The following is a 20,185-nucleotide window of genomic DNA, read 5'->3' as shown; positions in this document are numbered from 1 at the left end:
TAGATTTTTTGGCTAAAAAAAATAAATGTTTAGCGTTATAAAAAAATCGATGATTTCACCCTATCTTCAAATTCTGAATCGCTTACCCGATGACTTTGGAGATAATACCTTTTGAACCCCGATACGCCCGGCTATTCAAAAGTCTCAACCAAAAATGGATTGAGAAATTTTTCGTTGTGGAACCGATGGACATAGCTCTACTGGATGATTGTCAGCAATCTATTATCGATATTGGAGGGTTCATTTTTTTCGCCAAATACCAAAAAGCTATTGTGGGCTGTTTCGCCCTGATTCCTCACGAAAACGGGTGTGAATTAGGAAAAATGGCTGTTGACGATCGCTTTCAAGGCCTTAAAATTGGCCAAGAACTTTTGTCTTTTGCCATCGCTTTTGCCAAAAAACAAGGTTGGGAAAAGATAATTCTATATTCTAGCCGTAAATTGCATAGTGCTCTTCACATCTATAAGAAATATGGATTTAACGAAGTGGCCATTGAAAAAAACTCGGTCTATGCACGAAGCGATATTAAAATGGAACTTGAATTGTATTAGGTTTTATCGTATACTATGACAAAACAATTTGTACTATGAAAAAATTAAACATAATTGCAATCTTAGCAACGCTTGCCGTTGTTGGATGTAAGGAAACCAAAAAGAACCAAGAAAGTCCCGCCCTAGATTCGGAAATCCAGTATGGTGCAACCATCGATCCACCTGAAGCACAGGAAGAAGGGATATCGATTGCTCCCATAGAGCACGCAACGGTCGTCTTGGAATGGAACGACCTTACCATATATGTTGACCCTGTAGGGGGCGCAGAGGCCTTTGAGGGTCAAAACGACCCCGATCTTATATTGATTACCGATATACACGGAGACCATTTTAATCTTGAAACTTTAGAAGCCTTGAACACTAAAAAGGCAAAAATAATCGTGCCACAGGCGGTGGCCGATAAGATGCCCGATACCTTCGCCCCTCAAATCGATGTACTCGACAATGGAGATAGTAAAGAACGGTTCGGCATAACTGTAGAGGCTATACCCATGTATAATTTACGGGAGGAAGCTAAACAATTCCATGAAAAAGGACGTGGAAACGGATACGTGCTAAATATGGGCGACCAACGCGTTTATTTTTCAGGAGATACTGAAGATATTCCCGAAATGAGAAACCTAGAAAATATTGACATAGCCTTTGTCTGCATGAACTTGCCCTATACCATGACGGTCAAAAGTGCTGCCGATGCTGTTCTGGAATTTAAGCCCGATCAGGTTTATCCCTATCATTATCGTGGCAAACCCGATGTAAGCGATGTCAACGAATTTAAAAGCTTGGTGAATTCCGGAAATTCAAATATCGAAGTAGTGCAGTTAGACTGGTATCCCAACGAGAGCTATTAAGTCTACAAGGTCTTTTTTTAAAAAGCTATAGACCTCCATATGGATTTTCCATTACATCGAATTAAAATGGCTATCGAATAAGTTTTTTGTATTTGATACGCTTTGGCATAATATCGGCACCCAAACGCTTCTTTTTGTTCTCCTCGTATTCCGAAAAAGAACCCTCGAAAAAGTAAACCTCCGAGTTTCCTTCAAAAGCCAAGATGTGGGTACAGACACGGTCTAAAAACCATCGATCATGCGAAATGACGACCGCACAACCTGCAAAATTTTCGAGCCCTTCTTCTAACGCACGTAAGGTATTCACATCTAAATCGTTGGTGGGCTCATCTAAAAGTAACACATTGCCCTCTTCTTTTAACGTCATGGCCAAATGAAGTCGATTGCGTTCCCCACCTGAAAGCATACTTACTTTCTTATTCTGTTCACTTCCAGAAAAATTGAACCGGCTTAAATAAGCCCGGGAGTTCACCTGACGGCCTCCCATCATAATCAATTCTTGTTCGTCGCTAAAATTCTGCCAAATAGTCTTCTCAGTATCAATATCGGAATGGCTCTGGTCTACGTAGGCAATTTTTGCGGTCTCACCTACCTCAAAAATGCCTTTATCAGGAGTCTCCTCACCCATTATCATTCTAAAAATAGTAGTTTTTCCAGCACCGTTCGGACCTATAATACCGACAATACCAGCTTGAGGCAATTTGAAATTCAAATCCTCATAGAGCAATTTATCGCCATAGGATTTACTCACTCCCTTGGCTTCCAAGACATCTGTTCCCAAACGGGGACCGTTAGGAATATAAATCTCCAGTTTTTCATCAAGCTGCTTTTGATCCTGACTCATCAATTTATCATAGTTCTTCAGACGGGCCTTCTGTTTGGTCTGTCTTCCCTTGGCACCTTGCCGCACCCATTCAAGCTCACGCTCCAAAGTCTTTTGTCTTTTGGAGGCCGTTTTGCTCTCTTGAGCCAATCGTTTCGATTTTTGGTCCAACCAACTGGAATAATTGCCTTTCCAGGGAATACCCTCTCCCCTATCCAATTCCAAAATCCAACCGGCAACATTATCCAGAAAGTAACGGTCATGGGTCACCGCAATCACCGTTCCTTTATATTGAGCTAAATGATGCTCCAACCAATGCACAGATTCTGCATCTAAATGGTTGGTGGGCTCATCGAGCAATAGTATTTCGGGTTCTTGTAGTAGCAGACGACACAGGGCTACACGCCTTCGTTCACCTCCGGAAAGTACAGCAATTTTCTTATCGGGTTCCGGAGTACGCAAGGCATCCATAGCAATTTCGAGTTTGGTATCAAGCTCCCAGGCATTGGAAGCATCAATTTTATCTTGTAATTCGGCTTGCTTATCCATCAATTTTTGCATTTTATCTGCATCTTCATAGACTTCTGGCAGACCGAACATATCGTTTATTTTGTTGTATTCGTCCAAGACCGCCACGGTTTCTGCAACGCCTTCCTTAACTACCTCTAAAACGGTTTTGTTTTCGTCGAGTTGAGGTTCTTGCTCAAGGTAGCCCACCTTATATCCAGGAGAGAAAACCACATCACCTTGATAATTCTTATCTACCCCTGCAATAATCTTCAACAAGGTCGATTTACCAGATCCGTTGAGGCCTAAAATTCCAATTTTAGCCCCGTAAAAAAAACTGAGATAAATATTCTTAAGTACAGGCGTATTGGCCGTTTTAAACGTTTTTGTCACTCCTGACATCGAGAAGATGACCTTTTTATCGTCGCTCATTTTTTGATTAGAATTTTGTCGTTACTTTATGATGAAGGATAATATAAGTAAGGTCCAGATGGCCCTCACTAAATGAAAAGAATATAATAGGGGTGCCCTACACTTGAAGATAGGTCATCATACCCTTCCTTTTAACGCATTGAAAACCCATGCAATTGCAAAAAAACCGATACCCACCGAGGCAAACCCCCATCCTGCTACATCATCATACCTAAAGGCTCCCAATGCGATTAGGGCTAACCCTACAATAATCATTATGAATGTGGCCCATGCCAGTACAGTATTTTTGTTCATTCCCATAGTTCTATTTCAGATTGGTTCGCAGTAAAGGCAAATATCGCAAATTAAACGAAAATCATCGCCTCAATCTCATTACTTTGTTATTCGAACGGAAAAGTTATGCCCGTCTTCCGTCGAATTTCGAAAAGAATACTTGCCAAATTCAAACTGTCCTTTAAACTCCACAAATCGCTTTGTAGCTTTTCTGATTGCAAACATGAATGTACTTCCTCAATTTCATAGGTATAGCCGTTACCCGGAGTAGGCAATTCGAAATTCGTTGTTTTTCCGTCGCTTTCAATGGTATATCCCTCGGCTTCATGCCACTTTGGATGCAAGAAAATCGAGCCTTCCGTACCGGTAATCTCCGCTTTCATTTCAGATTTTGAATTTAACCCGCTATACAATAGTGCTTGGGCATTTTCGTATTCAAAAATCATGGAAGTCTGAATTTCTACACCCGTTTCATAAAATTTTGAGCTGGCAAGAATGTTTTGGGGCTTACCTAATAGCAGGTAGCTGAGAAATACCGGATATATACCGATATCAAGAAGAGAGCCGCCCGCCAATTCAGGATTCAACAATCGGTGGTGGGCTCCACGATCTAAGGCATAAAATGCAAAATCTACATGCAAGTAGGCAAGTTGACCAATGCTCCCTTCGTTTACTAGTTTTTTGACCGCTCTTATCGCAGGATTGAAACGACTCCAAAGGGCTTCCATTAAAAATACCCTGTTTTTTTTCGCAGCTGAAATCATTCGTTCTACTTGGGTCACATTCACGCCCAAAGGCTTTTCACAGAGCACATGCTTGCCATTTTCCATAGCCATAATGCTAAGGGCTTCATGGGAATCGTGGGGTGTAGCGATGTAGATTACATCCACGGCATCGCTTTCAAAGAGAGACTCATAGCTACCAAAAGCATGTTCTGCCCCGTACTGGTTTGCGAAAACCTGTGCCTTTTCTAAACTTCTTGAAGCCACCCCCGTCAATTTTCCGCCATTGACCAATGCCAAATCTTGTGCAAAAGTATGTGCAATTCTTCCGAGGCCTACTATGCCCCAACGTATTTCCTGAACCATATGAATTTTGGGTTTTTCCAAATGTAAACATTTTTACTGCTTATCTTTAGGGACTCAAAGACACAAATTTCGATGGATTTAAAATTCAACAAAAACGAAGACCACAATAAACTTCTTCTATCAGAACTGAAGCAGAGAATTGCCAAAGCCAAATTGGGAGGTGGAAAAGCACGAATTGAAAAACAACATGCCCAAGGCAAGATGACGGCTCGCGAGCGGATTGATTTTTTATTGGATAAGGATAAGAGAAGTATTGAAATCGGAACATTGGCAGGAGGTGGCATGTATGAAGGGCACGGAGGCTGCCCCTCAGGGGGGGTCGTGGTCAAAATAGGTTACGTTTCCGAAAAGCAATGCATTGTTGTTGCTAATGACGCGACCGTAAAAGCAGGTGCTTGGTTTCCGATCACAGGAAAGAAGAACCTCAGGGCCCAGGAAATAGCTATTGAAAACCGCCTGCCCATAATATATTTGGTCGATAGTGCTGGTGTTTACTTGCCCATGCAAGATGAAATATTTCCGGACAAGGAACATTTTGGACGTATTTTTAGGAACAACGCCATAATGAGCAGCATGGGAATTACGCAAATAGCTGCTGTCATGGGAAGCTGCGTAGCCGGAGGCGCCTATTTGCCCATAATGAGCGATGAAGCGCTAATCGTTGACAAGACCGGAAGCATTTTTTTAGCAGGAAGCTATTTGGTCAAAGCTGCCATCGGGGAAGATATTGATAACGAAACCTTAGGAGGCGCCACTACGCACTGCGAGATCAGTGGCGTAACGGACTATAAAGCCAAAGATGATTCAGATGCGCTGCGTACCATAAAAAAAATAATGGATAAAATAGGAGATTTTGACCGTGCCGGCTACAATCGGGCAAGCCCTAGCAAACCCAAGGAAAATCCTGATGATATTTACGGTCTCCTACCCCACTCGCGCACCGAACAGTATGACATGCTGGAAATCATAAGACGGCTAGTCGATAATTCTGAATTCGAACAATATAAAGAAGGTTATGGCAAAACTATACTCACCGGCTATGGGCGCATTGAGGGCTGGTCGGTGGGCATCGTGGCCAACCAAAGAAAAGTAGTGAAAACTAAAAAAGGTGAAATGCAGTTCGGTGGGGTTATTTATTCCGATTCGGCCGATAAGGCCACGCGATTTATCGCCAATTGCAACCAGAAAAAAATCCCCTTGGTATTTCTACAGGATGTTACGGGTTTTATGGTAGGCAGCAAGAGTGAGCAAGGTGGCATCATTAAGGACGGGGCCAAAATGGTCAATGCGGTAAGCAACTCCGTAGTACCAAAATTCACGGTAGTTATCGGAAACAGCTATGGTGCCGGCAACTATGCTATGTGTGGAAAAGCCTATGACCCCCGGCTTATCGTTTCTTGGCCAAGTGCTGAACTCGCCGTCATGAGCGGTAATTCTGCGGCAAAGGTTCTTTTGCAGATCGAAAAAGCCTCTTTAAAAAAGAAAGGAGAAACCATCACTGCTGAAAAAGAGAAAGCCCTTTTCAAAAAAGTCAAGGACCGCTATGATGAACAGGTATCACCTTATTATGGTGCGGCAAGATTATGGACAGATGCGATTATCGATCCTCTGGACACCCGAAAATGGATATCGATGGGCATTGAAGCGGCCAACCATGCACCTATTACAAAAGACTTCAATTTAGGGGTGCTGCAAGTTTAATAGAGTGTTGTTTTTTCGCTTGTATCGATGGTCAATAGAAATCTAGGTATTTGCTTTGGGGCCAATTGGAATACATTGATTTTACTTGTCTGCCTCGGTGTACCAAAATCGAAATAAGACGTAACTTTTAAATAAACCGGTATATTTTTGCTTTTTTCAAGATGGGTCACATAGAGTTTCCAAGGGCCACGCTCTTCATCCTTTAGAAAAAACTGCTTGCTCAAATATCCCTTTTCCCGCTGTGCCAAAAGTAAGGTATCGGTGGTATCAAGAGTATTTTCCCAACTGTAGTAGTCTTCATTCGGGCCCTGCAACTGAAGTTCGAACCCCGCTTGTTCCGTATTCCACTCAAATACTAATCTAGTATTGCGAACATCGGTTAAGGCATCGGCGTCAGTAGTAATGGAAAGCTCCTTCCCTTTTAAGCGGATGATATTAATTGATTCTGTGGTCATCAGGTAATCGGCCCCTAGTTCCTCAAAGGGTATGGAGTCTAAATTTCTAATGGCATATTCATAACGTGCGTACACGGCCAAGGATTTTCGGTAATTCCCTAAGCGCGCGTATGTTTCTGCTACATCGAAAAAAGATTGGGCCGCTTTTGACTCGAGTTTAAGTATTTTAAGGTAAATACGAAGCGCATTATCCCACTCCCCTTGTTGATCATATGTATAAGCCAATGCCCTGAGTGACTGTGCCTGACGCCCAAAAATATGTTCTGTATCCTCCAGAATTTTTTGGGCCTTTTTGGTATTGTTCCACTTTTTTCTAAAATAATCGGCCATATCAAGGTAATAATTTACCGAATCACCATAGTATTGTTTTTGACTTTCGAAAGTTTTGAGAGCTTCCTTTTGGGTAGCGGCATTCGTAATTTTTATCATGTAAGGAGGTAGTACTGTGGCCAATCCGTTTGCATTCAATTGGCCATAGATACTATCGATCAATCCCATATTGTCGTACCTACGGTCAATTCCTGCCTCATCAATACGTGTTTGATGTTTGGTGTTTATCACGATGACCCCACCGGCCCCTTGCGGACCATATCTGGAAAAGGCCGCGTTTCTTCTCAATACTGCAATGCGATCTATCATGCTAATGTCCAAATAGGTCGGTGCCTTTTCGTAAATAAAACCATCGACATCGAAAATAACCGCACGCTCTGTATCACTTAAACTCGGAAAATAGACCGTAGGATCCATAGGATTTGTCGTTCGATCTACGACCATGTTCGGGAAATGTACCTTTATAGCCGTCAAGATATCTCCTATTACTACCAGGTCTTCTCCATCGACGACCCGAAAAAATGAGGAAGATTGGTCTTGGTCGAGTATACCCCTAGAGGTTTTGATAAGACTTTTGTCCGTAGGGTAATCGGCCAGCAAGGTTTTGCGTCTCGAACGTTTCTTTCCCTTCACCCTGACCTCATCGAGCTGTTCAATCTTTGGAAGTAATATAATTTCCAAGGGAGCGTCACCATCGACCACCATTTCAGTGGTACGCATTCCGATATAGGATACCAAAAGAGTGTCATTTTTCCCTGCTGCAATTGAAAATTCACCTTTGTAATTCGTTTTTACACCTTGGTTCGTTCCCTTCAAAACCACGTTTGCATTTTCCAGGGGGCGTCTATCGGCCAAAACCGTTCCTGAAATTAGGGTATCCGACTCTTGGCTATTGGCATGCCAGCACCCTAAAAATATAAACAGAATAAAAGTTGTTGTTCTTGCCCTTAGCCCCATGTTTCAAATTTTACCTGTAATGCTAGGGTATGTGTATCCAAACACTCCTAGAATCAGGTATACATTAAAGATAAGGAAAAAAGTGTCCATTTTTCAGCGCTTTATCATTCGAAGCGTCGTACTTCTTTTAATTTTACCGTTTGCCGTTTCCCGAAACCTCGGCAGGCAATATACAGCTTTGGGAATTTCAAATTTATCAAGGGTTTTAATGGTACTTATTTTTTTTAGAAGGACTTCGGTATCGGCAAAACCTTCATGAACAAGAATCAATTTTTCTCCCAGGCGCTTATCGGGCAATGCGGCAATAAAAAATCGAGAGCCGATTAGCGTTGACAATTTCTTTTCTATAGTCTCAGGAGATAGTTTTACACCTCCGGAATTCACGACATTGTCAAATCTGCCCAACCACTTGAATTCCGTATCCGAATACAAGGTCACCAAATCATTGGTGATTACCCGCTGGTTGCAAATACGAGGCGCGTCTATAACCAAACAATTTCTATTGTCGATTGAAAAACGTACTCCGGAAACGGCTTTAAAATGTGTTCCGCATGCTGACTCAGGACTCACCTGTTTAACGGCCACGTGCGTAATGGTCTCTGTCATACCGTAAGTTTCAAAAACTTCGGTGTGCCCGTCCAGTTCCCAGAGCTCACTTTTCAGGTCTTCCGATACTGCGGCCCCACCGACGATTACTTTACGAAATTGTGTAAGACTATCTAGGGAATTCTTTAGCTGAAGGGGTACCATCGCACAGAAATCATAATGTTGTTCTCTAAAATCAGGTTTTGACGCAGGTTCGACAAAATCAAGGGCAAGTCCTAACATCATTGCCCTTACCAACATCATTTTACCTGCGATATACTCAGCTGGCAAGCACAAAAAAGCGGAATTGCCAGGTCTCAAACCAAAAAAATCGGCCGTAGCCAAGGCCGAATTAACCATTTGTTCTTTTTGAAGTATTATAACCTTAGGTTTTCCTGTAGACCCTGAAGTCTTTACCTCGACTATTGTAGAATCGTCGAGCCAATGTAAGAGAAAATCACCAATTGATTTCTCATAGGCCTCTCCTTCCTTAATCAAACTATAGGCCACCTCCTTAAGATCATCCTTACGATAATCAATACCGTTTAGCTTGAAATTCCTATGAATTTTAAGGTGTCTCAGCATGTTGGGCGATGAAGGTTTCTTTAGAAACTATTTTACCGGACAAGCGCTCTTTCCAGCCTCTCCACTTATACTTCTTGGAAAAGATGAACAGAAGTATCGGAAAAATAACAAATATCGGTACAAATACATCCCACCCCAACGTAAGCTCGGCCGTATTCTTAAAAATAGCATCGACCTGAAATGCAGTCGCATCAGCGGTCACCAATAATGCTGTGGTTAAATTATTGGCAGCATGGAATCCGAGGGCGAGTTCCAGACCTTCATCCATTAAAGTAAGAATTCCTAAGAAAAAACCTGTGCCGATATAATAGACCATAATACCAGGGCCTAGTTTTTCGACCTCCGGATTTCCTAAGTGCATGAGTCCGAACAGTACGGAGGTAACCACCAAAGGTACCCACCTATTTTTTGCCATTATACCAATACCCTGCATCATGTAACCCCTGAACAAATATTCTTCAAAGCTGGTCTGTATCGGTATGAGAAGCACCGCGATAAAGAAAAGGTATATAAAAAGTTCCCCATTAAAATTGAATACATAATCGTCCGGTGAAAATACAAGTACATCTAGACCGGTTAAAAAAATAGAAATCAGTGACCAAAGACCGAAAGCGAATAAGATTCGTTTCCAATCTACTTTTTTTCTAGCCGTGGTCAGTGACCTTAAAGATTGTTTGTGCACAAATTTTACCCAAAGAAAAAGAAGGCCTAGACCTACGACAAAGGGAAGCAACATTTCGATTAAAAATCGGTTAGCCCCTTTCTTACTTATTTCTGCTTCCATAATGGCCTCCACGTCGAGATTCAACAATTTAATAGCGGCGTAGTTAAGAACCATTAAACCGATAAAACCAAGTGGTATTAAAAAGTATTTCCAAAGGCCGATATCTCCTTTGTAGCCTTGCTCTATGTACATAAGTTTTCAATTAATTTATTTTTCCAATGCTTTTTAGCGTTGTAGTATAGCTTCCCATCAGCGACGGTCAGGGGGCTCTTGAAATTATTCGTATATAAACCTCCTGTCCCAAGTCCCTGAGGCATTTCGCTTTGAAGTGTATAGGTCCACTGGGCAATGGCATTTAGGCCAATATTGCTCTCCAAAGCACTGGTTACCCACCATTTAACCTTCAATTCTTCCGCAATCCGAATCCACTCACTACTACCCTTGTAGCCTCCTATCAAACTTGGCTTAAGAATTATATAATGAGGCCTTATATTTTGTAATAGGGCTCGCTTTTTCGCAACATCCAAAACGCCAATAAGCTCCTCATCCAAGGCGATAGGCAAAGGCGAGACTCTACATAATTTTGCCATTTCAGTGGTTTGCCCAGACTTAATAGGTTGTTCGATAGAATGTATTCCAAATTTTGAAAGCACTTTAAGTTTCTCCAGGGCGTTCGAAGGTTCAAATGCTCCGTTCGCATCGACCCGCAATTCAATTTCATCTTCAGAATATTTTTTACGGATGGAGGCCAGCAGGGCTACTTCAGTATCAAAATCGATAGCCCCTATCTTCATTTTAATACATCTAAAACCTTCCTTTAGTTTTTGGATTATCTGACGATGCATAAAACCCTCATCTCCCATCCAAATCAAGCCATTAATAGAGACAGGGCTGTTAGCTGATACAAATTCGGACGGAAACAGTACAAATGGATCGGGAGAGGCCAAAGACAGAAACGCCTGCTCAATACCGAACTGTATGCTGGGATAGGTAGTTAGTCGTTTTAGTAGTTCATGCTTACCAAGGTCAATATGATTACACGTCCATTTTAGTTGCTCCTCGTAACTTTCCACATCATCTATGCTCAATGTTCGAAGTAAACCACATTCTCCGATGCCGTACCTTCCATTCGCTTCTAAAATCAAAAACCAAGTTTCCTTTTCGGTGAGTACACCACGCGAAGTACCGCTTGGTCGTTTAAAATTCAGAATATATTTTTTGTAGAAGGCTTTCATACGATAAGTTCAAATTTAGCTATATTTTGAATCTCTTTAATGTAGTAAGTATTAATTAGAAGCACTGGTTAAAACCGAATGGAACTATACCAGAAGTTTGTCTTGAGTAAAAGGAATAAAATGATTGGGCTCTAGCCAAGCTTAGGCCGTTGTAACCCAATCCAAAAGCTATTGTGTTTCGAAATATATTCAAAACATACCGTACCTGGTTGACCTGTCCTGCAGATTTTTATTCTAAACTCCTTTTGTGGTTCATGCAACCGGAGTTGTCAAAGTACCGTTTGATCGGAATTAATATTTAGGCGCAAATTTCACCCTATACCTCGATGGATTCGCCAATTTTAGGTAGTAAAAGAGTTTTTCCTGCTTTTTTGAACTTTTCAAGGGCTTCGTCATGATCTATTACGATGTATCCGAAAGTGTCGTAATGGCATCCCAAAATTTTATTACACTCCACAAAATCGGAGGCAACTATGGCGTCATCCACTCCCATCGTAAAATTATCCCCGATAGGCATAATTGCCAAATCTAGGGTTACGCTAAGTGGAATAAGCTTCATGTCCATAGTCAAAGCTGTATCGCCGGCGACATAAATATTCTTGCCATCTACTGAAATCAGGAACCCCCCAGGTTGCCCACCGTAGGAGCCGTCGGGAAAGGAAGAAGTATGAATGGCATTCACATATTTAAGAGTGCCGAAATCGAATTTTCGGCGGCCCCCGTGGTTCATTGGGTGCGCTTTCAACCCTTTATTCTCGTAATGAGTTGCAATCTCATAATTACTAATGATCGTAGCACCTGATTTTTTCGCTATTTCTTCGACATCAAGGATATGGTCTTGATGGGCATGGGTAACCAAAATATAATCGGGGTCTAAAGTATTTATATCGATAATACCCTTTGCCTTTTCATTACCCGAAATGAAAGGGTCTATCAGTAATTTATGATTATCTGTTTCAATATAAAAAGAAGCGTGACCAAGAAAGGTGATTTTCATGTCTTGAGATGTTATAGGTTCACTTCAAATTTAAGTAAGTCACTGCATACTTTTGACAAATTCCTACTTAAAATTGAACCAATAGCGCACCCCATCATCGGAACTTCTATCAATATTCAATGTAGTTTGTAATTGATTAGCCAAACGGTTCATAAGACGTATTCCCATTGAAGATTTGGCTCTTTCCTCGGAGTCTTCCGGTAGGCCTATACCATTATCGGAGTACTCGAAATATCCTTCATTTTCTCCATTTTTTCTGATATGTATATAAATTTTTCCGTTCTCATCATCATCGGGAAAAGCATATTTAAAAGAGTTAGACACCAATTCATTCAGCATTAGGCCAAAAGGTATGGCCCTATCAATATCCAATTCAACGCCCTCGGCATCAATAGTAATATTGATATTATGCCCACCTTTCTTGTATACTGACTGCACACTGTTTATCAAACTCTCTATATAGCTCTGCATTTCAATTACGGAAAGATCTTCATTCTGATATAGTTTTTGGTGGATAAGAGCCATGGCCTTTACCCTGCTCTTGCCTTCTTCGAGTGCCTCAATAGCAGCTTTACTTCGCGTGTTCTTGGTTTGAAGGCTTAATAAACTAGATACCATCTGGAGGTTGTTCTTTACCCTATGGTGAATTTCTTTTAAGAGTGAATCTTTTTCAACTAAGGAGTTTTCTATGATGTACTTCTGTTCGGCGATCAAACGTTGGTTCTTGATACTTTTTAGGTAAGCATAGACTAGTCCTGCAAAACCAAGCAGTGTAAAGAGTAATGAGATACGTACTAAGTTAATGCTACGATCTTTTTCTAAAATATCGCTTCTTGATTTCTCCAACGCTATTTTCTGATCTGCTAAAAGCGCTTTTGAAAGTTCCATTTCCTGACCCATTACTGTTGCCAATTGCTGCTTTCGCAATTCCGACTCGTTCTCGCTAATTGAATCTTGTATCCGGATATTCTTTCTGAGGTACAGGGTCTCATTCTTATAGTCTCCTGTTTTGTCGTAATACAATGCCAATAAACGATTTTTGTGCAAGATATTTTCTGTGGTCGAAGCTTGTAAATTATCGCTCAGATAGTCGGTGGCATTAGCGTAATCATTAAGTTGAAGGTAGCATTCGGAAATAGCCAAGCTGTTCTCTGTAATATTCTCTGAGGTTGCCGATCGGGCAATTCCATTTTCTTTGAGTTCCTTGATTGCACTTTCCAGATAGGGTATGGCCTCTTCGTATTGCTTTAATTGCAAGTGGGTTTTACCAATGTTCCCGTCAATGATTCCTTTTAGAAACAAGGCATCCTGGGTGGCTTTCTCCGTTTTTTTTCGGGTGATATCGCTCAAGAATACGTCGATAAAACCTTTGGCCTTTTTATAATTACTCAATGCCGTTGGTACGGATTCGTCCAACCTAAGAAAATCGCCCACAGCGTTGTAATACTCGGCTTGGGCATAAAAGTCACTTTCTTCAAGGGTCTTCTTCACCTTAGCTATATAATCGTTCATGGCCGTTCTGTGCAAACCCAAATTGGAATAGATGTCGTAGAAGGCTACATTGTCGGTGATTCCGAGCTCCCGTTTTTCTTTACGTACATCGATCTGCTGCGGGTACATTTTTAATTGGCCGTAATTATCGTCCATTAAATCAAGAAGTTTTGACTTAATATAGATATTCAAACTGTCCTTAACGGCATAGAGATCTTTAGAAATGGCAAGACTTTTATCGTAGTCCCCTAGATCATAAAATATCTTTGATTGGATCAGCCGGTATTTCTCGATATTTTCTGTGTCCTCGTCTTGTTTGGCAGGGTTCAGATATCGAATGGTTACTAAATCCAGCCAATCGTAGGTAGAGGTCTCGCGATACAGGTTTTGGGAATTGAAAAAATAATTTAACTGCTCATCGGCATTATTCAGATCCTGGAACTGTTCAAATGGATTCTTTTCGGGTTGGTTCCCTTCTTGGGCAAAGGAAAAACCTATGGTGAAAAGACCAAAAAAAAGCAATAAAATGTTCTCGCAAAGTTTTTTCATAACTGTTTGGGGAACAATACCGAAACTAGTCTAGTGTTATTGCTTCACTAAATTTTCTTGGTAAGCCTCATAATAAGCTCAATCGAATTACCTTAAAAAAGTTGTTTGCAATAGTACCGTTTATGGTAAAATCTTTTTGCCCCTGATTTTATACTACAAAATGTAACTATTATAAAACTGTAACTACTACTAGGGATTTCTTTTCAGAACTAGATACAACGTTCATTGCTAATCAAAATCTTGGTTTTGTCCAGATTTGCCCCACTCCATCAAAGATATAATTTGTGTATAAGGGAGGGGTAGGAATGTTGTGTAACAGCTATTTTTTGTGGTGTACGTTCCCTTTGAAGTTATTTAGATAATTAGGGCCCGAATGCCATAACGCATATACACTACGGCCAGACAGATATCAACTATGGGGATATCGTCAGCATCCTATTCCGCATAGGTCTAAGTATTAAGAATTCATCGCCGAAATGATGAATTCTTTAAAATCTTTGGAAATTGGAATCAGCGTATCTTTGATCATAATATCTTTCGAATTAATGGCATCTATATGATCAACATTGACAATGTAGGACTTATGTGCCCTATAAAATTTGTTCTTAGGAAGCTTTTCCAAATAATCTTTTAGAGGAGACCTCACTAAAAATTTCTTATCGACCGTGTTCACTTCAAGGTAAACATTATCGGCCTTAATGAACCGAATGTCACTAAACTGAATTCGGTAATACAAATGTTGCTTTTTTACAAAAATCGAATCTTTCAAGACCGCATTTGACATGGGTGCTTCTTCCTGACTATAACTTGGACCTCCAGATTTACCAGAGTAACTGAAATTTGAAAGTGCTATTTCAATTGAGGTATACAGGTCTTGCTGTTCGAACGGCTTGACCAAATAACCGTTTGGCTTAACGGTTTTTGCATTTTCTACGGTCGCCCTATCGGAGTTCGATGTTACAAAGATAAAAGGTATATCGTAATTTTCACGAATGTGCTTGCCCAGATCGATTCCCGTTTTATCAGATGCAAGAATTATGTCGATTAAAACAAGGTCGACCTGCTGGGTTCTAAGCACTTCTTCGGCCTGTTCATATACAATAACATTATCAACTATTTCGTATCCGATTTCTTCAAGCATCGACTGCATGTCATCGGCAATAATCACATTGTCCTCTACGATAAGAATTTTAATTGGTTGTTCCAAAGCTGGTAGTATTTAGTAGGTTTAAGGTTTAAAATTACAAAAAATTATTACAACTGATGTAAATCAGTACGGCCAAAAAAAAGGTGCTAATAGCCAATTTTTTTAGCTCAGGGTCAATTAAATCTGCGTTTTGTATTAGATATATTTTTCGAAAATGAACGGCTATAGGCACGAAAGCAATGAGATACAAAAATTGGTACCAACCGGAGAAACATAGTATTGAAAAAACTGATATACTGGCAAATGCCATAATCAATAACGTCAAGTGGTATGCCCTCCCCCATTTAAAACCCATTTTTACGATAAGCGTATTCTTTCCTGACTCCTTGTCCGATCTATAATCTCTAAGATTGTTAAGGTTCAATACGCCTACACTAAGAAAACCGATAGTGCATGCTGGTAAGAGAGCCACAAATGTCAGTGTTTTGGTAAAAAGGAAAAGGGTTCCTAGAACTCCTAAAAGTCCGAAAAAAACAAAAACAAAAATATCGCCCAAACCACGGTATCCATAGGCCCTATCACCCACCGTATACTTTATGGCCGCCCAGATGCTTGCTCCGCCCAACATTAAAAACACCAAGGGATAAAAGAGGTTGTTCAAACCGAAAGAGAGATAAATCGTTACGAATACCAAAAGGATATCCATCAAAATGGAAATGACAATGCCCATTTTCAGTTCTTTTTTAGAAAGCATGCCGCTCTGCAAAGCCCTTTTCGGACCAATTCTATTTGTACCGTCTGTTCCCTTGAGACCATCTCCATAATCATTCGCGAAATTAGAGGTAACTTGAAAGCCGATAGTCGTCATCAATGCAGATATAAATATCAAAAGGTTATTAGTACCATAGTAGTTTGCCAATGCCGTACCGATAACTACACCCGATACGGATAGTGGTAGTGTTCTCAACCTAGCAGCTTTTAGCCAGGAAATTAGTTTAGTCAAAATTAAAAAGGATCTTCTATTTTAATTCGTTTTCCATCTTTATAAGAGGCTACAAAGGCATCTTGAAAACCAAGGCCCACCAATTGCTCCCGAAACCGCTGAGCTTCTTCCAAGGTTTCAAACGTTCCCAAAGAGTACGAGTAAAAAGGATTTGTTTTTACAAAGAGTGTGTTGGTCAACGCTTCTGAGGCCAAGGTCATATTATTGTCGACAAAAGATTTTATCTGAACAGAATAGATCTTCTCTTTCTCTAAAAATTCTTTGGCAAGGTAAAATTCCTTGACCAAGCTCAGTTCTTCGTTTTGCTGTCGGAGATTATCAATTCTCGATTTGATTGCATCAAGGCTGTCGATAGAAACCAAAAGGTTACTTGAGGTCTCATAACTTCTTGAAACGGTTCGGCCCGCTGAAAAAGAGAAAACGACCAAGGCACCAATAAGAAAAAGTCCTGTAATACCAGCAAGGACGTTACGTTGTAATTTTCTTTTCCGTATTTCCTTGTTCTTGAATTTTATTTGGTCGAGCAGGCGTTCGTTTATTATTTGGGCTTTGTCAATATCTTTATGCAACTCTAAAAGATCACTTTCTTCAATAAAGGGCATACAAATAGGTTTTCGGGGTTTTGACGCTAAAGTTACTAAAATACCTCTAAGATCGATGAACTACATCTTTAGAATGTTGTAAAATCATCATTTTATGTGGTATATCATTACTCAAGTGTGGTATAAGGCCTACGGTATTGATTTTCAAATTCTTACCGATTTAATACTGTTTTTGATTAAAATATGGCCTATTGGGTTTCAGGGAACGTTACAGACTTCCAATCCGGGCTTCAAACGAGGTAAATTCCATCTTCCTTAATCTCTATTTTTCTATCCTTATATAATATACCAATTCCTTTCTTAAAGGTCTTTTTGCTCATCTGCATTTCAGTCTTGATCACCATCGGATCACTCTTATCATGTAGCGGAAGAAAGCCATCTGAACTTTTTAACCTCTCGTAGATAGCTCGGGCGGTGGGTTCTAAGATTTTCTCCCCCAAAGGTTGTAGGGAAACATCGATTTTATTGTCGGGACGTATTTTTTTTATGAATCCTTTGGTGCGTTTACCAACGGCCACTTTTCGAAATATCTCATCAGCATATACGAGCCCTTTATGCAAATCGTTAATAATGACCTCCCAACCCAAATCGGTCATACGGGTGAACAGCAGGTCTACTTCCTCGCGTTCTTTAACGGTGAGTTTCTCATTCGTCAAAAATTTATAAATCTTATTCGACCCCACCAATCGAAACGATACATCGTCCATATAGCATCGAATGACATACCATTGTCCCTCCTTCATCTTATCCCTTTGCTCACTGAAGGGAACCAACAAGTGCTTTTCAAGGCCCCAATCCATAAAGGCCCCTATTCTATTGACCTCCACTACTTTTAAAAACCCAAAGTGGTTTCGGATCACTGTTGGTTCAAGGGTAGTAGCTATAGGTCGCTCTTCATGGTCTAAATAACAAAAAACATTTAATCTATCTCCGATTTCTGCAGATTTTGGCACATACTTGTTGGGTAGGAGTATTTCTGTTCCGGTCTTGCTTCCTAAAAAAAGACCTACGCTAGTATCTCTCAATACCTCGAGTTCGTTATAATTTCCCAATTCGATCATCTGGCAAAAGTAATCAAAGTAATCTTTAAATTTTGGGTAAAAAAAAACCGTCCGCCAGTAGGCGGACGGATAAATAATAATTTACCTTAACTATTAGTTATAGGCAGAAGCCTTGTCAAAATGCTTGCAGAGCATATAATAAACTACGGCACGGTGTTTATTTTTATTAGCAGAACCGTATTTTTCAACGACAGTCTTAATGGCATCCATCAATTTGGGATCATCCTTCATCCCTAATTTTTTGATCAGATAATTGTTCTTTACGGTCTGAAGTTCCTTCTCATCGCCACCCGATACCTTAGAGGCATCTAAATTGTAGATAGCGGGCCCAAGGCCTATGGTTACCTTGGTCAGAAGATCCATGTCCACACTCTGGCCAAATTTTTCTTTGATGTCTTCCGCATACTTTGCGATTAATTCGTCTCTTTTACTGCTCATAATAGTTAGTGTTAAAATATGTTAATGGTTAATAATGAGCCGAAGATATAAAATCAAAATAACCAAGCAAAATTTTATCGTTCGTTAATCGCGGCGTCTTGATTTCAAGTATTTTAGGGGCTTTTCCAGGTTTGTAGAATTCTTTTAAAGCATCATATAATCTCGATTCATCGGCTACTAGGCTATAATGCAAACCATACTGAAGGCTAAGGTGTTCCGCGTTGTGTTGATGTGCTGTTTCAAAATAGGTACTAAAGTTCTCGCTTTCTTCATGGCCAGGAAGAATCCTAAAAATACCCCCACCATTATTATTGAGTAGGATAATTCTAAAATCGTGGCGCAAATAATTATTCCATAACCCGTTACTATCATAAAAAAAACTGAGGTCTCCCGTTATTAATAAGGTGGAGTCTTTCGCATAATATGCAGCTCCCACTGCTGTAGAGGTACTCCCATCGATACCACTCGTTCCCCTATTGCAATACACTTTTAAAGATGCATCTAAGTCGAATAATTGTGCATAGCGAACCGTAGAACTGTTCGCCAAATGTACCTGATATCCCTTTGGTATGTTCTTCACAATTACATGAAAAGCTTGCATATCCGAAAAACCTATCTGCTTAAGATACTTTTCCCTTTCCTGCTCATACTGCTCTCGTTTCGTATTCCAAAAAGTATAATAACCGTCTTCACTTCTTGAAATATGCGGGGTAAACAAAGTAAAAAAGCGATTGGGATCAATCTTAAAGTGGTACGTTAAAGAGTAGAACGTATCATAGGCTCTTATTTCATTGATATGCCAATGATGTGCAGGCTTATATTTACGTAAGAATGCCTTTATTTTTTTTGAGACGATCAAACCACCAAAAGTCAGTAAGATATCAGGTCTTAATTCTTTAAAGAACATTTCACTGTTTGCAGACCTCTCCACAGGAGCTATTAGACTATCGATACTGCTAAAAAAATTAGGATGATGCAAATTGGAAGTAGTTTCGGTTAAAACGATTACCGAAGGGTCTTCCGCAAGCTGATCTAAAAAACGCTGATCAAGCGAATTAGGTTCGTTGACACCCACCAACACCATTTTTCGCAGAGAGCTATTCCAAATATCCGCGTATTTTTTAATATTGGGAACATTTGTATATTTTTCTATAGCAATAGGGTCAATAACCGCATTTATTGAAGGCTCTAAAACCGTGTCGTAAAGAGGCTCTTCAAATGGAATATTAATATGTACAGGCAATTTACTGCCCTTGGCTACGTTCAAAGCGACATTCAATTCGTTGTCATTAAACCCTTGTATTTTTTTCTGAGCCAAATCTAAGGTAGTGGTCGATAACCATTGGGGCGCGTATTCATAAATTTTTTCCGGCGCATGGGAAACATCTTGTTTCAAATTTGCGGAATACCCAATGTGTCTGTGAAAAACGTGATCTTGGCGTATAGTTTGGCCATCTCCCACATCTATTTTATAAGGTGGCCTATCTGCGGAAAGTACGACTAGTGGTATTTCGCTATAGAACGCTTCCGCTACTGCAGGATAATAGTTTAAGAGGGCGCTTCCCGAAGTACAAACCACCGCCACTGGTTCTTTGGTCTTTTGCGCAATACCCAAGGCAAAAAAAGCTGCACTTCGCTCGTCAACAATACTAAAACATGAAAAATAAGGGTCTTCGGTAAAGCCGATAATAAGTGGAGCATTTCTAGACCCTGGTGAAATTACAATGTTTTTAACTTCTTTCGCCTTACAATGTTTCACCACTAATTGGGCCAAAGGTATGCTGGAGTATTTCATGGAATACA

General features: G+C 40.3%; 18 protein-coding genes. 3 read left to right on the top strand and 15 right to left on the bottom strand.

All coding sequences use genetic code 11. From position 1 onward, the window contains the following. Positions 1-89 precede the first annotated feature (89 nt). Both F2B13_RS02010 and F2B13_RS02005 read left to right on the top strand, forming a co-directional pair. Complete coding sequence (locus F2B13_RS02010; RefSeq protein ID WP_149275567.1) at positions 90-551, top strand: GNAT family N-acetyltransferase; 462 nt, start codon at positions 90-92, stop codon at positions 549-551. Between the two features lie 35 nt (positions 552-586). Further along, the gene (locus F2B13_RS02005) at positions 587-1,399 is read left to right on the top strand and encodes an MBL fold metallo-hydrolase (RefSeq protein ID WP_149302933.1); all 813 of its coding nucleotides are present in this window, start codon (positions 587-589) and stop codon (positions 1,397-1,399) included. Between the two features lie 70 nt (positions 1,400-1,469). Here the strand turns inward: F2B13_RS02005 and ettA are convergent, their stop codons facing one another. The 3 genes from ettA to F2B13_RS01990 all read right to left on the bottom strand — a co-directional run bounded on the left by ettA (position 1,470) and on the right by F2B13_RS01990 (position 4,543). Further along, on the bottom strand, positions 1,470-3,161 hold the full coding sequence (ettA, locus tag F2B13_RS02000; protein WP_149275565.1) for an energy-dependent translational throttle protein EttA: 1,692 nt from the start codon (positions 3,159-3,161) through the stop codon (positions 1,470-1,472). Positions 3,162-3,278: 117 nt separating this feature from the next. Next, positions 3,279-3,461 (bottom strand): CAL67264 family membrane protein, encoded by a 183-nt coding sequence (locus F2B13_RS01995; RefSeq protein WP_026809274.1) that lies wholly within the window; start codon positions 3,459-3,461, stop codon positions 3,279-3,281. An 80-nt stretch (positions 3,462-3,541) separates the two neighbouring features. Further along, entirely contained in the window at positions 3,542-4,543 is a 1,002-nt protein-coding gene (locus F2B13_RS01990) for a Gfo/Idh/MocA family protein (RefSeq protein WP_317131630.1), read from the bottom strand. Between the two features lie 51 nt (positions 4,544-4,594). On the opposite strand from F2B13_RS01990, the gene F2B13_RS01985 reads away from it, so the two are divergent. Next, positions 4,595-6,223 (top strand): acyl-CoA carboxylase subunit beta, encoded by a 1,629-nt coding sequence (locus tag F2B13_RS01985; protein WP_149275564.1) that lies wholly within the window; start codon positions 4,595-4,597, stop codon positions 6,221-6,223. Here the strand turns inward: F2B13_RS01985 and F2B13_RS01980 are convergent. The 12 genes from F2B13_RS01980 to menD form a co-directional block, all read right to left on the bottom strand. After that, positions 6,220-7,965, bottom strand: a complete 1,746-nt coding sequence (locus tag F2B13_RS01980; protein WP_149302931.1) for a carboxypeptidase-like regulatory domain-containing protein — start codon at positions 7,963-7,965, stop codon at positions 6,220-6,222. The two genes, F2B13_RS01985 and F2B13_RS01980, sit on opposite strands and share 4 nt — an antisense overlap. 93 nt (positions 7,966-8,058) lie before the next feature. After that, entirely contained in the window at positions 8,059-9,135 is a 1,077-nt protein-coding gene (locus F2B13_RS01975; protein ID WP_149302929.1) for an AMP-binding protein, read from the bottom strand. After that, a complete protein-coding gene (locus tag F2B13_RS01970; RefSeq protein ID WP_149275561.1) occupies positions 9,119-10,051 on the bottom strand; it encodes a CPBP family intramembrane glutamic endopeptidase in 933 nt (310 codons plus the stop codon). Before F2B13_RS01970 ends, F2B13_RS01975 begins: the two co-directional genes overlap by 17 nt. Next, the gene (locus F2B13_RS01965) at positions 10,042-11,094 is read right to left on the bottom strand and encodes an o-succinylbenzoate synthase (RefSeq protein WP_149275560.1); all 1,053 of its coding nucleotides are present in this window, start codon (positions 11,092-11,094) and stop codon (positions 10,042-10,044) included. Before F2B13_RS01965 ends, F2B13_RS01970 begins: the two co-directional genes overlap by 10 nt. A gap of 316 nt (positions 11,095-11,410) precedes the next feature. Further along, complete coding sequence (locus F2B13_RS01960; RefSeq protein ID WP_149275559.1) at positions 11,411-12,091, bottom strand: metal-dependent hydrolase; 681 nt, start codon at positions 12,089-12,091, stop codon at positions 11,411-11,413. 63 nt (positions 12,092-12,154) lie between these two features. Continuing rightward, positions 12,155-14,131 carry a sensor histidine kinase gene (locus F2B13_RS01955; RefSeq protein ID WP_149302927.1) on the bottom strand — a complete coding sequence of 659 codons (1,977 nt, stop codon included), beginning with the start codon at positions 14,129-14,131 and terminating at the stop codon, positions 12,155-12,157. A gap of 457 nt (positions 14,132-14,588) precedes the next feature. After that, positions 14,589-15,338 (bottom strand): LytR/AlgR family response regulator transcription factor, encoded by a 750-nt coding sequence (locus tag F2B13_RS01950; RefSeq protein WP_149275557.1) that lies wholly within the window; start codon positions 15,336-15,338, stop codon positions 14,589-14,591. Between the two features lie 34 nt (positions 15,339-15,372). Then, positions 15,373-16,245, bottom strand: a complete 873-nt coding sequence (gene menA / locus F2B13_RS01945) for a 1,4-dihydroxy-2-naphthoate octaprenyltransferase (RefSeq protein ID WP_232625179.1) — start codon at positions 16,243-16,245, stop codon at positions 15,373-15,375. Positions 16,246-16,283: 38 nt separating this feature from the next. Then, a complete protein-coding gene (locus F2B13_RS01940; RefSeq protein ID WP_149275555.1) occupies positions 16,284-16,883 on the bottom strand; it encodes an SPOR domain-containing protein in 600 nt (199 codons plus the stop codon). 230 nt (positions 16,884-17,113) lie between these two features. Further along, positions 17,114-17,944 (bottom strand): CvfB family protein, encoded by an 831-nt coding sequence (locus F2B13_RS01935; protein ID WP_149275554.1) that lies wholly within the window; start codon positions 17,942-17,944, stop codon positions 17,114-17,116. Between the two features lie 93 nt (positions 17,945-18,037). After that, on the bottom strand, positions 18,038-18,382 hold the full coding sequence (locus F2B13_RS01930; RefSeq protein WP_149275553.1) for a DUF2853 family protein: 345 nt from the start codon (positions 18,380-18,382) through the stop codon (positions 18,038-18,040). A 28-nt stretch (positions 18,383-18,410) separates the two neighbouring features. Beyond that, the gene (menD, locus tag F2B13_RS01925) at positions 18,411-20,177 is read right to left on the bottom strand and encodes a 2-succinyl-5-enolpyruvyl-6-hydroxy-3-cyclohexene-1-carboxylic-acid synthase (protein ID WP_149302923.1); all 1,767 of its coding nucleotides are present in this window, start codon (positions 20,175-20,177) and stop codon (positions 18,411-18,413) included. Between the last annotated feature and the right edge of the window lie 8 nt (positions 20,178-20,185).

It is taken from the genome of Pareuzebyella sediminis (assembly GCF_008367235.1).
GTDB lineage: Bacteria > Bacteroidota > Bacteroidia > Flavobacteriales > Flavobacteriaceae > Pareuzebyella > Pareuzebyella sediminis.
Note: the sequence above shows the minus strand (reverse complement) of the source record. Positions and strands in the feature narration are given on the sequence as shown.

Coding starts and splice junctions, on each gene's coding strand:
- F2B13_RS02010 (WP_149275567.1), top strand. CDS start 90: ATGACTTTGGAGATAATACCTTTTGAACCCCGATACGCCCGGCTATTC.
- F2B13_RS02005 (WP_149302933.1), top strand. CDS start 587: ATGAAAAAATTAAACATAATTGCAATCTTAGCAACGCTTGCCGTTGTT.
- ettA (WP_149275565.1), bottom strand. CDS start 3,161: ATGAGCGACGATAAAAAGGTCATCTTCTCGATGTCAGGAGTGACAAAA.
- F2B13_RS01995 (WP_026809274.1), bottom strand. CDS start 3,461: ATGGGAATGAACAAAAATACTGTACTGGCATGGGCCACATTCATAATG.
- F2B13_RS01985 (WP_149275564.1), top strand. CDS start 4,595: ATGGATTTAAAATTCAACAAAAACGAAGACCACAATAAACTTCTTCTA.
- F2B13_RS01980 (WP_149302931.1), bottom strand. CDS start 7,965: ATGGGGCTAAGGGCAAGAACAACAACTTTTATTCTGTTTATATTTTTA.
- F2B13_RS01975 (WP_149302929.1), bottom strand. CDS start 9,135: ATGCTGAGACACCTTAAAATTCATAGGAATTTCAAGCTAAACGGTATT.
- F2B13_RS01970 (WP_149275561.1), bottom strand. CDS start 10,051: ATGTACATAGAGCAAGGCTACAAAGGAGATATCGGCCTTTGGAAATAC.
- F2B13_RS01965 (WP_149275560.1), bottom strand. CDS start 11,094: ATGAAAGCCTTCTACAAAAAATATATTCTGAATTTTAAACGACCAAGC.
- F2B13_RS01960 (WP_149275559.1), bottom strand. CDS start 12,091: ATGAAAATCACCTTTCTTGGTCACGCTTCTTTTTATATTGAAACAGAT.
- F2B13_RS01955 (WP_149302927.1), bottom strand. CDS start 14,131: ATGAAAAAACTTTGCGAGAACATTTTATTGCTTTTTTTTGGTCTTTTC.
- F2B13_RS01940 (WP_149275555.1), bottom strand. CDS start 16,883: ATGCCCTTTATTGAAGAAAGTGATCTTTTAGAGTTGCATAAAGATATT.
- F2B13_RS01935 (WP_149275554.1), bottom strand. CDS start 17,944: ATGATCGAATTGGGAAATTATAACGAACTCGAGGTATTGAGAGATACT.
- F2B13_RS01930 (WP_149275553.1), bottom strand. CDS start 18,382: ATGAGCAGTAAAAGAGACGAATTAATCGCAAAGTATGCGGAAGACATC.
- menD (WP_149302923.1), bottom strand. CDS start 20,177: ATGAAATACTCCAGCATACCTTTGGCCCAATTAGTGGTGAAACATTGT.